Genomic DNA, 15557 nt, shown 5'->3' on the forward strand with positions numbered 1-15557 from the left:
TTTTATTAATTATTTTTTCATCTTTTCGCTTTTTCAATACATTCATATTACTATTATACACAAGTTTTCCACAGTTTTAAATTATTATAATTTCCTTAAGAATAAAAAATGCTCTCCATATTCTAATAGAGAGCAAATTTTTATAATTTTTTTATATAATTTTACGATTCTTTTTTCCGATATAAATACCAATACAATAGTCCAACAAAGACCATTCCACCAATTATATTTCCTATCGTAACTGGTATCAAATTTGAAAACATACTTCCAAAGTTTAATCCAGATAATTGTTCAGCAGTTATCCCATATAGTTCTGTAGCTTTTGCTACATATAATGGGTTATGAGCTGCAAATATTCCCGCTGGAATATAGTACATATTCGCTACACAGTGCTCGAATCCAGATATTACGAATACAAATATAGGGAAAAATATTGCTATACATTTTCCAGCGACGTCTTTCGCTGTAGCAGCCATAAATATCGCCAAGCACACTAGTACGTTGCATAATATCCCAGAAACTATCGCCTGCATAGGATCTATTCCAACTTTTCCCAAAGCTACCTTTATCGTAAATGCTCCAGCACCACCATCGCTAAAGTTTAGCTGACCACAGTTATTTATCATCCATGCCATTAGTGCTGCTCCAATGAAGTTACTTATGTAGACTATTGTCAGGTTTCTGATCATTCCTTTTAGTTTTGCTTTTTTGTCGTATACTGCCATTGATATTAGGCAGTTTCCTGTGAATAATTCTCCCCCTAGTAGGACGATTAGCATTAGACCTATTGGGAATACTGCACCAGCTACTGTTCTTGCTAGTCCTACGTTTGATATTCCATGCATTGCAAGGCTACTCGCTTCTGCACCGATTCCTATGAAAAATCCTGCTGCTATTCCAAGAAGGATTAGTTTTTTTGTTGTTAGGTTTGTTTTTTTGATTCCGTTTTGGATGTTTTGTTCTACTACTTCTGTTATAGTTTGAAAGCCCATTATTTCAACTCCTTGTTTTTCATTTTAGTAATTTCATGTTAAAAGGAGTTTGTATTTTTGTCAATATTGTTTAGTTTTTAAATTATAAAAAACACTCTTTACTATATAAAATGTTTTTTCTAAAATTACATCAATCTCAAACTATTTTATGCATGTACTGCTTTGCGTGCAGTGTTTGATACTTATCTAAAATTACATCAATCTCAAACTGTGGTTGTTCAGAGCCAATTTTTATCTTAGTTTGATACTTATCTAAAATTACATCAATCTCAAACTTTCGCCTGTTTCTATTCCATTCTGTTTCAGTTTGATACTTATCTAAAATTACATCAATCTCAAACGGAGAATTATTAGGACTACAATGGAGCAATGTTTGATACTTATCTAAAATTACATCAATCTCAAACAACAACTCTTATAATATTCCTAACTGTAATGTTTGATACTTATCTAAAATTACATCAATCTCAAACTACAGCAACTACTGAACCATCTGATAAAGTGTTTGATACTTATCTAAAATTACATCAATCTCAAACATGGAACACGCTTGGGGTAAAGAAAAATTAGTTTGATACTTATCTAAAATTACATCAATCTCAAACGTTTCGTTTAAAGATGTTTTCATATCTAAAGTTTGATACTTATCTAAAATTACATCAATCTCAAACAAACAGAATGTCTACTACTATAGAAGACAGGTTTGATACTTATCTAAAATTACATCAATCTCAAACATTCACCTTGTAGCTTGTACACTCTGCAAAGTTTGATACTTATCTAAAATTACATCAATCTCAAACCTGAATTATACGGAACAACAATCGACCAACGTTTGATACTTATCTAAAATTACATCAATCTCAAACACAGTAGAGGTTGAATAAAAGAGAAAAGGCGTTTGATACTTATCTAAAATTACATCAATCTCAAACTTGCTTGGTACTACTTGGCAATTAGCTTGGGTTTGATACTTATCTAAAATTACATCAATCTCAAACCCCTCAACTAGCACAGAATTACCTTCTGTAGTTTGATACTTATCTAAAATTACATCAATCTCAAACCCCAATCGCATATCATATCGTCGTCAAAATGTTTGATACTTATCTAAAATTACATCAATCTCAAACTATTACTTCGGATATAGTTATATCTTTTATGTTTGATACTTATCTAAAATTACATCAATCTCAAACAATAAGAAAAGCGACCTTATCGCTATTTTAGTTTGATACTTATCTAAAATTACATCAATCTCAAACCTCAAATTCGAGAAACACGCCCATCACAGCATGGGTAACTTTAGATAATCTTAATTAAAATATATCATTGAAATATTGAAAAATCAATAAATCTCGCACAAATCTTCATCTAAAATAAACACATCTTCATACTCATCACAAACATCATTTACCTTGTTTTCTATCATCAACAGAAAAATTTTTTTATATGTTGCAAACTTATAAAACTCTTTTAACTCATCCAACTTGAAGAAATCTCTAAAATTAACAAATATAAAAATATCTTTACCTGTAATTTCATTTACCACACTTATATAGTCACAAATTCTGTCTAATTCACTTGTATAATCTTTCAAAAACTTTACATTTGCCATCTTAAAAAGGTCTACAATATCTATATCAATAGAAAATTCCAAAGGATAATCAGATATGTCGACAATTTTATCGACATATCTAACTATCTCAGAATTAATTTTTCCTGTTTCTACATACATATCTTCCTCTGTAGAAATCTCTTTTAATTTATTGTACACCTTTGTAATTATCTTCTTATTATTGATATCCAAAGAATAAAAGTCTAAAATAATTTCAGCCTTTTTAGAAAGTTTAACTTCTTTTTCTTTATGACTTAAAACAAATTTTCCTAGATCATTTAATTCAATACATTGAGAATACAACTCTCCAATATACTCTCTAAAAACTTTTTTATCTTCTATCACTATTAAGTTCACTCTATTTTCTTTAAATTCAATTTGATAATTAAATTCTGGGTGTACTAATTTCATATTATTACCAGCCTTTCATCGCTATCTAATACATCGGATTTTTTCTCTCCGATAATCATCTCCATTTTAGAATACTGCTTTTCCGTTATTGTAAGAACTTGCACAAGACCATCTTTAGGACTATTCTTTTTTATATTATCTAATAATATATTAGCTGCTGTTGTATTCAGTGATATTTTGCTATAAACAGACTCTTGCATCATAATAAATCCACTTTTCAATAGAAATTTTCTAAATCTAGTATATTCTTTTAAATCTGCTGAAGTAGTTGTTGGTAGATCAAAAAACACTATGCTTCTCATAAACCTATAGCTCATCTCGATAAAATTTTATAAGAGATGTATCATTTTCGTTAATCGCTTCAAACACACTCTTGCAGTATATTTTTATAGCATTATTTACATAGTTTCTTTTTCCATCTATCACTACTTCTTTATTTAGTATATTAACTAGTCTCATTTTCTCATCTTTTTCAAACTTATTTACATCCATCATTTTATACACTTCCTTGTCTACTAAAATTCTGAATGGCTCCATTAAATCAGAACTAAGATTAAAGTAGTTGAACATATTATCGTGGAATACTCCAACCTGTGTAAGATATCCACTTGCAACAATTTCTCTATTAAAAGCAGATAATAAAATCGTATATCCATAGTTAAGAGCTGCATTTATTGTTGATTCATCATTTCTGGTAAACCCTTTGCCAAATAATGCATTGAAATATACTTTAGATGCATGTCCCTCTCTATTTGTTTCATCTCGATATTCTATATTTTCAATATAATCTTCAAGTAGCTTATACTCTTCTAATTCTAAATATTTTAAGAATATCATCTGTTGATTTATTTTTTCTGTTACAATATCTGTCCATACAGAATCCTTTGCCTTTTTATCCCATTTTATTTGTTTTCTTATCTTTGCACTTGTATCGTGTGATCCATTATATGGAACAGCTTCAAAGCAAGGATTTCTTTTTTCATCACAAAATATTACTTTTACTTTTCTTTTAGCTAATTCACATAACAAGCACGCAGTTATCGAAACTTCTGTAGATTCTATTATAAGAGTGGATAGTTCTCCTAGAAATATTCTAGTTATACCATCCCCTCTTATAACCATATAGTTTAATTTTAAGTCTAATTTTGCTCTGCTCGTTATTACAACTGTTCGCCAACTCATTTTTATTTAAAGAATTTTTCTGTATCCTGTAGAAGGTCTATTCTTCGTTCAAAAAGTCCTGTTGGAGATTGATTAATTAAAACAGCTTTATTTACTTTTGATATTTCCTTTGAAATTTTTAATTCACCATTTCCTGTGCTTGATCCACCTATAGCATTTAACTTAATTGACTCCGATGTTGTATTAAATAATCTAAGAATTTTTTTAATTTGTTCACTCTGCTCATAAATACTAAGATTTTCAAATTTTTCTTTTCCATTTAATATAATTTTAATTACACTACTTATAGTAGGTCTTTTAGAATAAATTCCTTCTATCATTTTATTACTTAATTCAGAGTACAATTTTAAATTTTTTTCTTTAGTTATTTCTAATCTTTTCTCAATATTTAAATCTAAACTTCCATTATCTGCATATTTAATAACTTGCTTTATATATTTAACAGTTTTATAATTTATTTTTAACTGAACTGCACTTTTCATAGTAATCTGTTTTTCTCCACTTTTTGCAGATATATGTAATGGATATCCATCTATTTCAAAAAAGCTATCTTTTTTTATTTTAGGAATAAGTATAATTGGATTGTTCAGATTATCACTTTCTTTAATATATTTTTTAATATCTTCATATTCATCTTTAGAATTTTTAACAATATAAACAGGTATTCCTTCAAGTGTTCTAATTTTTTTTCCTTTCTTACCTTCACTCTCTACATACGCAAAAAATGCTATTTTAATACTATTATATCCACCATATTTTTCAATTGGTAAATATTCATTCTTATTTGATTTTATTGGTAAATATTTTGTACCTTTCTTTATCTTACCTTTATTTATTAGATTTTGATCAGATAACATCCCTTTTCCAACATACGAATATCTCGTAAATAGAATTCCTCCTTTAGATAGCATATCTTTTACTATCTTCTTAGTTCCTTCCTTTATAACTTTTCCATTTTCGTCTTTTATATCAGCAATCCAAATCTTTTTACCATTTCTTTTTATATCTTTTTCATACATTTTACCAAGATTATATTCTTCTTTAGCACTAGCCACAAATTTATATACGTTCTTTGTAAATTTTAGATGATAAATATTTCCAACTACTATTGCAAGATACGCATCGTGAGCATGATGCAAGTCATTTATTTCTCTAACCTTTACGAAATCTATCTCTTTTCTAAAGTCTGATATATTTTCTGCCTTTGTATAAACTATTTCGCTTTCTTTCATTAATTTACTTAGTATATTTGCAACAGCTTTTGTACTCTGTCCTGTAAATACTATCTGTCTCTCTATAAAAGATGTTAATTCTTCATTAGTAAGTGCATTTTTTCTTATAAGTCTCTTATACTTCTCTTCAGTTATTAATCCTTTTGATTTTAAAATATTCCAAAATGCTCTTTGTTTATTTTGAATTTCAGTTTTTAAAGGATATTTATCCGCTTTTTTACTATTTTCAACCTTACTCACTAATACTAAGTTTCTCGTTATACTATCATCTTTTGTCTTAGATTTAGGATATATATGATCTATGTCATAATAGAGATATTCATTCTTTTCATTTTTTTCAAATAATCGAGAAAATTCTATACTCTCTCCTGTGTACATATCTTTTCCCATTTGAGTATAATACAAGTAAAGTCTTTTACTTCTTAACCTACTTTCCTCCACAGTATCTAGTTCTTCAATCATTCCACTATTTTTAAACTCTTTTATATATTCATCTTCTTCATCTTTACATTTTTCATAACATTGTTGAAGTTGTGTCTTTCTTGATTCTGTTCTCTTTTTTTCCCCATATTTTCTAGGTGTTTCAATAAAAATTCTCTTTGGTTCACAACCCATTACTTCTTGTATTTCTTTGAGTACTAAAATTGTCTGCCATATAGATCTTTTTACCGCTGGAGATGCATATAAATCTTCCATTAAACTATCATAATCTAAATTATTTATATCTAAATCTTCATTTAAATTATTATTGTATTTATTTATAAGTTCTATAAATTCAAACTGATTTGATAATAACTGCATTAGATTATAGCTTGTTTCTTCCATAGCTTTTATTATACTTATATTGTTGTTTCCATCTATATTTGCTTTAATTCCTGTTAGAAATTTTTTAGATAATCTTCCCCATCCAGTAAAATTAACTGCTACCAAATCTTTAATTTGTTTTTCTTTAAGTTCAGGGTAATTTGTTTCTATTTTCTTTCTAAGCATCTTCTTTTCACTACCAAAGATTGTAGACCATAAAATTATATTCTCTGCCATTTTTAATGTTTCTAAATTTGAGTCTAAGTCTTCTAGTATGGTCTTCATCTTTGCATACGAATCCATTTTATTTTTGAAATCTCCATCTATCCCAGATACTTCTACTTCTATCCCAAACTCTTTCTTGTAGAAAGATTTTATCTTTTTAGTAGTTACAGGCTTTCCTGTAAGGAATAGTTCCTTGTAAATTTTCTTTTTAACTTCAACATCTGGTTTCTCACCATTTATTTTTAAATTGTTTAATTCATTTAATACTCTAAATTTACTATATAAAATTGACTGATTAGGAAGTACATCTTCCCCTACTAAATAAGTACATTTATTAGTCATTCTCATAATAAAGTTTTCAGCACTCTTATCTTTATCTACCACATCGTCAAAATTCCATGGGTATATCTTTTCGTCAGATTTCTTTTCAATCCAACAGAATCCACTTTCTTTATGTTTATCATTTAAAGGTCCAACATAATATGGTATTCTAAATGTCAATAATTTTTCTATCTTTTCTTTTGTTACGTATCCGTTACTATCTTTTTTATTTAAGAAATCATAGTACTTCTCAGCATTTACAATTATTTTTCTTAGTTCCTTCTTATGAAGTTGATATGGTAATACACCATTTCTCTTGTCTATTTGCTTTGGCATAAATGTATATTCCTTGCATTCATTCATCATTCTGTCTATAACAGGATCTTTTTGCTTTATTTTCTTTAATATTGAGGATACATTTTTACAAAATTCCACTTGTGTTGCTTTTTTGCCTGGATATACTTTCTTTTTATTTACTATATAATGTCCAGTATATCTTACGTAGTTTGCTTTCTTTTCATCTAGTTCAGAAAACATCTTTTTATATTCTTCTGGTGCATACTTTTTTAAAACACATTTTAAATCTTCCAAGTCTTTTTTATGTTTTTCATAAGCAGCTACTTTTGCATCTGATAAATAATTTTCTCCGTTTAGTATGTTGACTAATATAGACCAATCATAAGTTTTTTTCATTCCTTCCAAGAAATTTATTTCATTTTCAGAAAGCAAATTTTCTATTTTTTCTAAATCTTGCTCATAATTATCAAATGTTATTTTTATATCTTCTCCAGATTCATTTACAAGTTCTTCATTATCAAAAATCTTTTTTATATTGCTATTTTGACCAATTAATAATTTTAATATTTCTTCTAATTCTATTTTTTTATCACTTTTTATATCTATATTATCGTTTAAAATTTTTTTCTTATCTTTTTTAGTCAATGAGTTATCTTTTAAAGTGTTTTCAAATCTATCTTCATTCAATATTTTTATTTCTATTCCTATTTCCGCAAATGCTTCTACAAAACTATCCTTAGCATCTTTAAAACTTTTTACAGCGTCTATATTCTTATCACCTAATAAGAAATGACCTCTATTTTTTATAATATTATGTATTGCCAGATATATAAGTCTAATATCTTTCTTTTCATCACTTTCAATTAAATCTTTGCGAAGATGATATATTGTAGGATATTTTTCGTGATATTCTTTATCTGTAAATCCTTCATCATTAAATAATGCAAATGGACAATCTTTATCACTTTTATCTTCTAAATAGTACTTACTCTCTTTTAATCTTTGGAAGAATGTTGGATCTATCTTGTTTATCTCCTCAGCAAATAGTTCTTGTAAAAGTTTTATTCTTTCTTTTCTTCTAGCAGTCCTTCTTCTACTTGACCTAAATAATCTTCTTTCTTCTGCTGTTTTTCCTTCTTCAAATAATCTTACACCGATTAGATTTTTTCCTTTAGCTCTTAATATCTTATAATTTGTATCGGTAACTGCCCAACCAAGAGAGCTTGTCCCAATATCTAATCCTAAGAAGTATTCTTTAGACATATTTATTCCCCCTTTTATTTGTCAGAATAATTAAGTTTTCTATTTGACATCTAACGCAATATAATATATACTAAAAGTATCTAAAATTACATCAAAAGTTCAAATAAAATTTTTTCAAATCGTTTGCCTGCATTGTGCAGCAAAATAAAAATCATAAACTTGCTTCTAAGCAAGTTATTTTTTTGCTTTCTTTTTTATTTTTTTACAAACATTTTACACTTTTATTATATTATATATTTTCTGAAAAATCTATCTATTTATTTATCAAAAAACACTTTCACTTCTTTTTATTTTATTATCTAGTTTACAAATTTCCTTATAATTCAAAAAATTTCCCCAAACTATAGATATCTATCCTCAAATAATATATTATATAAGGTATAAAAAATTAAACTAGATTTTAAAAAACAAAATAAACAGTCAAAAAATTACACAAAACATAACAAAATAAACCAAAACCAAAAATCAGGCTGCTTATCATAAAGGAGGAAACTAAAAATGAAACTAGCAACAAAATTAGACACACTAACACCGTCGTTTACGATAGGAATAAGTTCAAAAGTAAAAGAAATGAAAGCAAATGGAATAGACGTACTAAACCTAAGCATAGGTGAACCAGACTTCACAGTACCAGAAAAAGCAAAAGCATACGGAAAAAAATCATTAGATGAAAATTGCACTAAATATGATCTTGTTCCAGGGCTTAAAATACTTAGAGAAGAAATTGTAAAAAAACTAAAAAGAGAAAATAACTGTAATTACACAATAGACGAAATAGTATTATCTAGTGGTGCAAAAAACTCTATAACTAACGCACTTCTTGCAGTAACTAACCCAGGAGAAGAAGTTCTTATACCTAAACCATATTGGGTAAGTTATCCAGAAATGGTTAAACTTACTGGTGCAGTTCCAAAATTCATAGATACTAAGAGAGAAAACGGATTTAAACTAACTAAAGAAGAATTAGAAGCTGCTATAACTGAAAAATCAAAAATGCTTATACTTACTAACCCTTCTAACCCAACAGGAAACGTATATACAAAAGAAGAGTTAATAGACATAGTTAATGTATGTATTGAAAAAGAAATATTCATATTAGCAGACGAAATATATGAAAGAATTTGCTATGTTGATGGATTTACTTCTGTAGCATCTCTTTCTGAAGAAGCAAAGGATATAACAATAACTATAAATGGATTTGCAAAATCAGTTGCTATGACAGGTCTTAGACTTGGATATACTGCATCTAACAAAGAAGTTGCAAAAGCTATGAGCTCTATACAGGGACATTTAGTTTCTCACCCTTGTTTAACAGCTCAGTATATAGGTTATGGAGCATTAGTTGAATGTGAAGAAGACATAAAACATATGGTAAGTGTTTACAAATCAAGAAGAGATATGCTTGTTGAAAGACTTGACGCTATAGACCATGTTTCATACATACAGCCATCTGGAGCATTCTATATGTTTATAGATTTAAGTGAAGTTGCAGAAAAATACGATTGGAAAGAAAGTTTTTCAATAGAATTCTGTGAAGAGCTTCTTAACAAATACCATGTAGCTGGAGTTCCTGGTATAGCCTTTGGATTAGACAACTATATGCGTATATCTTATGCTTGTAATGAGGAAACTTTCATGACTGCAATGGATAGATTAGAAGAATTTGTAAAAGCTATATTTGCTTAATTTTGATAATAAAAAAAGTGGGTATCTGAGTATAATATTTTACTCATTGCCCACTTTTTGTTTTGCTAAATTTTTATATTATCTTTCAAATACAACTTTTATCATTTCGTCATTTATCTTCTTATCATCTAAAACCACTGGAATATTTATTCTCGCTGCACTCTCTCCTTCTACAAGTCTTCCCTCAAATAAATCTTCCTCTGTAGAAACAACACTCATAAAATCATCCCTAAACATATCAGGATTCATTAAGTAAATCGCAGCAATAACGTCCCAAAGTACTATAGAATCGTAGTTGTATTTTTCTTTGAACTCTCTCATCCACTTTTCAATCTTATTGATTATAAATTCATTTTTAATATTATTTCCTAAAGCTTTAACCTTATCTAGCTCATTAGTTCCAAACTCTACATCCATGCATCTATTTCCAGTTAGTATAGACACATTTTTATATTTTTTAATAGCTACTTCTGCTCCCTTAGGGCATACAGAGAAATTCAGCTCTTTCATTATCTTATCTCCAAAGTATAAATCGCCTGTTATTCCACCCATAAGTACTACAGAATTTAATTTTTCTCCTATTTCATTATCTATCATATAGGCATCATAAAGATTCTGCATAGATCCAGTTGCCAATAAATCTATTTCATTTGGATATTTGTTCGCCATTTCTACTATGAATTTTGCTGCTTCATTTGATTCAAAGTTTCCGTCGTCTTCAAATCTTTTATATCCAAATCCTGTATAATCATTCATTGCAAATTTTCCTCTACCTTTGTAGACATTTAAGTTTATACCTAGATCTTCTACAAGCTCTAATGTCTGTTTATGAACGTATTCTAAGGAATCATTGGCATAAGTTGTGCAAACACCAAGAAGTTCCACATCCTTATTTTCAACTAGATAAACTAGTGCTAGACCATCGTCGATATCTCTATTATCTAAGCCCATAGTATTGTCGCAATCGTAAATAACTTTTTTCATAATATCACCTAATCCCTATATATATTTGTTTTCTTTACTACTATCCCTATTTTATCTCCTACTTCGTATCTATTCATATCGAAGTCGTCTACTTTTAGAGTTCTTTCCCCTACATTTAGAATATATTTCATTTTAGTACCTGAATATACAACTTTTTTAACTTCTGCTGAGAATACTTTACCTTCTAGGTTGATGTTTTCTTTTACAAATTTGTTTAGAGCATTTTCAAAATCACTTTGTCCACACACTTCTTTGTGTATATCTATATCCTCAGGTTTTACAAGCATTGTTGCTCCGTCTATCTCAATAAAGTTGTCGTCTACCATAAATTTTGCTGCTGCTTTTGTTTTAGGGTTAGTGTAGACTTCTTCTGGATAGTCTATTTGCTCAAGTTTTCCATTTAACATTATGGCAATTCTATCACTAAATAGTATGGCTTCTTCTTTATCATGAGTAACTAAAATCATAGTTGTATTATGTTTTTTCTGAAGTCCTATTGGCAATTCCCTCATTCTTTCTCTAAGATTCGTATCAAGGCTAGAATATGCTTCATCTAATAATAATACTTCCGGCTCTACTGCCAATGCTCTGGCAAGTGCAACTCTCTGCTTTTCTCCACCAGAAATCATAGATACTTTTTTCTTTTCATATCCTTCAAGTCCTATGTCAGATAAAAGATCTTTTACTTTTTTATCTATTTCATCTTTGCTCTTTTTTCTAACTCTAAGTCCAAATGCTATGTTTTCATATACATTCATATGTGGGAATAGTAGGTTTTCCTGATTTACAATAACTATATTTCTTTTGTTTGCGGCTTTTGATGTTATGTCCTCTCCATCTAGGATTACTTTTCCCTCAAAATCATCAATTAAACCCGCTATTATGCTAAGCGTTGTACTTTTCCCACATCCAGATGGGCCAAGTATACTTATTCTTTCACCTTTTTTTACTTGTAAGTTTAATCCATCTAATACATTTTTATTAGAGAATTTTTTTTGTATATTTTGTAATTCAAGTTTATACATATTTTATTCCTCTATTTTCTATATTTATATTCTTTTGTGATTAATTTTTATATTATAACTTTAGATATATTTATAATCTTCTAGCTCGTTTTTGTACATTTTTTTCATTATATATTCCATAGCTATAAGAAGTACTATTGTACTAGCTATGAATATCAATCCGTAAACAGATCCCAACATTCTATCCCCTGATTGTATGAATGGGAACATTTCCATTGTAAATGTGATTATTTTTCCACCGCCTATTAAATATACAAGGAAATACTGGCTAAATGATACAATGTAACACATCATTGCAGCTGATATTACTCCAGGCATTATCATTGGAGCAACTATTTTTAGAAATACATCTTTTTTGCTTGCACCGAGTGTATATGCTTGATCTATGTATCCTCTTCCAGTTATTAAAAATACATCTTTTATCATATTTACAGCATATGGTATGCAAGGGACTATGCTCACTAGTATTATCCCTAAGTACGTTCCAGCAAGGCCCATTTTTATAAATTCTATGTTTAGTCCCATTCCTATAGATACTGGTGGTATTATCACTGGTGAGAATACTAACATTTCTACAAATTTTTTACCTTTAAAATTCTCAAATGCTAATGCTTTTGCACATGGAATTGATATTGCTATTGTTATTATTGTAGTCATTAGAGATATGAATATGCTGTTTTTTAGTGTATGGATTACTCTGTCGCTGTTTTGTATTACATATTCCCATCCTCTAACTCCAAAGTTTGTAGGCATTATATCCGGCCATATGTAATTATTTGTAAAGGACCACAGTATCATGGATAGTATTGGAATTATAATAGAAAGTATAGATAAGGCTAGAAGTAGCTTCATCGTAAGTTTTTTCCAATTCATGTTTTTTCTCCTTTTTTATACTTTATTCTAAAGTTTTTTAATTTTTCTCATTCATAACAATTCTTTTGATAATTGTATTAAATAGTAGTACGAATAATACACAAAATGCTATTATTACCATATTCATAGCCATAGCATATGGTCTATTTGTCATCATAGGATTTTGGTATTCGATAAATGCTTGAACTGCTATTGCTTTTGGTACTGTTGCCCCTAGTAACATTGGTATTTCATATGATCCAAACGAGAACGAGAATATTATTGTGAATACAGATAGTATTGTAGGTAGTAGCATCGGAAGTGTTACTTTTCTAAATGCGTACCATTTAGATGCACCTAAGTTTATTGCTGCCATTTCATGTTTGCTACTAAGTCTTTTTAGTACTGCCAGGCATGTCAGCATAACATATGGCGTTTCTTTCCATATATATGCTAGTATTATTCCGATTCCATTTGAACTAAATAGTATATTTGAAAATATTTCTTGTGCATTTTTTACTCCCATGCTATAAAGTATTCTCGCAAAAAATCCTGAGTCCGATAAGAATGTTATTGCAAATAGAGCAACTGTTATGTGTGGTACTACTATTGGAATTTTGTATATATATTCTTTTTTAGATTTTAAAGAAACGATCAAACTAGCTATTATTATTCCAAGTACAACAGCTATTATCGACGATATTGCACTTATGTATAACGTAAATGATAGACTTTTTAAGAAACTAGAATTTGTAAATATTTTAGTGTAGTATTCTAATGTTATTTCTTTCATACCTATAAATGGAAAATACCCCAAGCTTTGTACAAAAGCTCCTAAAATCCCAAATACTAGTACAAATAATAGAAGTGCTACAACTGGCATAGTTTCCAAGTATGGTCTATATTTTGATTTTCTAGACATTTTCTTCTCCTATTATATTCTATTTTTTATTTTTTAATATAGCACAAAGGATATTCGAAAAACGAATATCCTTTACTTTTATTTATTATTCTATTTTTTTATCATTAATTTATAATTATTTACCTGGTATTTCTTCAGTCCATATTTTTTCTATTACAGGAACTATTGCTGATGGTAGCTCTGGCTGTCTTTTTGAAAGTAATTCGCTCTGAAGTAATGTAGCAGGTCCTATTTCTACACTGTCTAATGTAGCTTTCTGTTCTTCAGAAAGTTTTTCATTATCTAGTACTGGTAAGTCTCCCCAAACTTCTGGTTTGTATTTTTCCATCTGAGATTCAAATCCTAGTATTTCATTTATAACTACCATTGAACCTGCTTTGTTTGGAGCATTTTTAGCTATTGCTAGGAAATGAGTATTTCCTATTGTTCCTTTATCAAATACACAAGTTTTTGTTGATTCAGGGTATGTTCCATTACTTATTAGTGATGATGCATGGTTTGGATTGTAGCTTACATTGAAGTATAAGCTTCCATCTGCAAACATATTATCCTGCTGAGTTGAGTCAGTTGGATATGTTTCACCCTTTTTCCAAAGGTATGGTTTTAATTCTTTTAGATAGTCCATAGCTGGTTTTATAGCTTCTCTTACAGCCTCTTCATCAGTTGGATCTATATCTTTTAATTTATCATAACCTACTTTTTCATATATTATATTTCTTACAAATGCAGAACCTGTAAAGTCTGGTAATGCTGGATATGTAAATTTACCAGGATTAGCTCTAGCAGCTTCTAATAATTCATCCGCATTTTTTATTGGTCCTATTTTATCTGAGTTATATTCCATAACAACCTGTGCTTTTCCAAATGGTGCTTCGTATCCATCAGTAGGATATCCAAAGTCTAGTTTTGTATCGTCAGCATCACCATTTACATATTTTTCAAAGTTTGGAAGTTTTTCTGTAAATGGTCCAAATAATAAGTTATTTTCTTTGGCAGTATAGAAGTTTTCTCCATTTATCCATATAACATCTATATTACCTTTTTCTTCGTTAGCCTGTACACTGTTTTGAAGGTTGTTTAATATTTCATCTATATTCATACCAACTCTTTTAACAGTTATATTATGTTCTTTTTTTAATTTTGGAGCAATGTATTTATCTATGTAGTTGTTTGTCTGATCAGATCCACCCCAACCATAGAATGTTACAGTTGTTCCTTCAGCTTCTTTTAATGCTTCTTCATAAGACATTTTTGTATATTTGTCTTCTGTTGATGATTCTTTCTGGTTTTCTCCAGAAGAACAACCTGTTAATAAAAGAGCTGCTGATAAAACTATTGCCGAAAGTTTTTTTGCAAATTTCATTTTTATCCTCCTCAATAATATTTTATAAATTCAATTTTTGTGCAACAAATTTATCGATTTTATATAATATATATTCCTATTTTAAATTATATTATCTATTATGTAAAAAATCTATACTATATTAAATATTTACTTATAATATTTTTTAATATGTATATATAATAATTTTATATATACATTCTACTTAATTTTTTTAAGAGCTATTTTTGCATAAAAAAAAGATTACGTGGCTACGTCCTACTCTCCCAGGGGCCTTCGCCCCAAGTACTATCAGCGATAGAGAGCTTAACTTCTGTGTTCGGAATGGGAACAGGTGTATCCTCTCTTCTATAATAACCACATAATCTTTATTTTCAGAGATTGTACTCTGAAAACTACAT

General features: G+C 28.8%; 11 protein-coding genes, 1 rRNA gene and 1 CRISPR repeat array. Of the genes, 1 reads left to right on the plus strand and 11 read right to left on the minus strand.

Features of this window, described 5'->3' with window-relative positions; translation table 11 throughout:
• Positions 1-161: 161 nt before the first annotated feature.
• The 5 genes from ACK2WN_RS10950 to cas9 form a co-directional block, all read right to left on the minus strand.
• Positions 162-992: a formate/nitrite transporter family protein gene (locus tag ACK2WN_RS10950; protein WP_416155579.1), complete on the minus strand. Its 831-nt coding sequence runs from the start codon at positions 990-992 to the stop codon at positions 162-164.
• A 173-nt stretch (positions 993-1165) separates the two neighbouring features.
• Positions 1166-2257: direct repeats of the CRISPR family, unit length 36 nt; unit sequence GTTTGATACTTATCTAAAATTACATCAATCTCAAAC.
• Between the two features lie 83 nt (positions 2258-2340).
• Positions 2341-3021: a type II-A CRISPR-associated protein Csn2 gene (gene csn2, locus ACK2WN_RS10955; protein ID WP_416155580.1), complete on the minus strand. Its 681-nt coding sequence runs from the start codon at positions 3019-3021 to the stop codon at positions 2341-2343.
• The gene (cas2, locus tag ACK2WN_RS10960; protein ID WP_416155581.1) at positions 3018-3311 is read right to left on the minus strand and encodes a CRISPR-associated endonuclease Cas2; all 294 of its coding nucleotides are present in this window, start codon (positions 3309-3311) and stop codon (positions 3018-3020) included. The genes csn2 and cas2 overlap by 4 nt, the downstream gene beginning before the upstream one ends.
• 16 nt (positions 3312-3327) lie before the next feature.
• Complete coding sequence (cas1, locus tag ACK2WN_RS10965) at positions 3328-4203, minus strand: type II CRISPR-associated endonuclease Cas1 (protein WP_416155582.1); 876 nt, start codon at positions 4201-4203, stop codon at positions 3328-3330.
• A 2-nt stretch (positions 4204-4205) separates the two neighbouring features.
• Positions 4206-8345: a type II CRISPR RNA-guided endonuclease Cas9 gene (cas9, locus tag ACK2WN_RS10970; RefSeq protein WP_416155583.1), complete on the minus strand. Its 4140-nt coding sequence runs from the start codon at positions 8343-8345 to the stop codon at positions 4206-4208.
• A 498-nt stretch (positions 8346-8843) separates the two neighbouring features.
• Between cas9 and ACK2WN_RS10975 the strand changes: the two genes are divergently transcribed.
• Positions 8844-10031: a pyridoxal phosphate-dependent aminotransferase gene (locus tag ACK2WN_RS10975; protein WP_416155584.1), complete on the plus strand. Its 1188-nt coding sequence runs from the start codon at positions 8844-8846 to the stop codon at positions 10029-10031.
• Positions 10032-10109: 78 nt separating this feature from the next.
• Here ACK2WN_RS10975 and ACK2WN_RS10980 read toward each other — a convergent pair whose 3' ends face one another.
• From ACK2WN_RS10980 to rrf, 6 genes are all read right to left on the minus strand, one after another.
• A complete protein-coding gene (locus ACK2WN_RS10980; RefSeq protein WP_416155585.1) occupies positions 10110-11015 on the minus strand; it encodes a nucleoside hydrolase in 906 nt (301 codons plus the stop codon).
• 8 nt (positions 11016-11023) lie between these two features.
• The gene (locus ACK2WN_RS10985; protein WP_416155586.1) at positions 11024-12040 is read right to left on the minus strand and encodes an ABC transporter ATP-binding protein; all 1017 of its coding nucleotides are present in this window, start codon (positions 12038-12040) and stop codon (positions 11024-11026) included.
• Between the two features lie 60 nt (positions 12041-12100).
• Entirely contained in the window at positions 12101-12913 is an 813-nt protein-coding gene (locus ACK2WN_RS10990; protein WP_118549944.1) for an ABC transporter permease, read from the minus strand.
• A gap of 37 nt (positions 12914-12950) precedes the next feature.
• The gene (locus ACK2WN_RS10995) at positions 12951-13814 is read right to left on the minus strand and encodes an ABC transporter permease (RefSeq protein ID WP_300531590.1); all 864 of its coding nucleotides are present in this window, start codon (positions 13812-13814) and stop codon (positions 12951-12953) included.
• Positions 13815-13929: 115 nt separating this feature from the next.
• Positions 13930-15177 (minus strand): ABC transporter substrate-binding protein, encoded by a 1248-nt coding sequence (locus tag ACK2WN_RS11000; RefSeq protein WP_416155587.1) that lies wholly within the window; start codon positions 15175-15177, stop codon positions 13930-13932.
• A gap of 224 nt (positions 15178-15401) precedes the next feature.
• Positions 15402-15518: ribosomal RNA gene (gene rrf / locus ACK2WN_RS11005) — 5S ribosomal RNA — on the minus strand.
• Positions 15519-15557 lie beyond the last annotated feature (39 nt).

It is taken from the genome of Peptacetobacter sp. AB800 (genome assembly GCF_047807365.1).
Classification (GTDB): Bacteria; Bacillota; Clostridia; order Peptostreptococcales; family Peptostreptococcaceae; genus Peptacetobacter.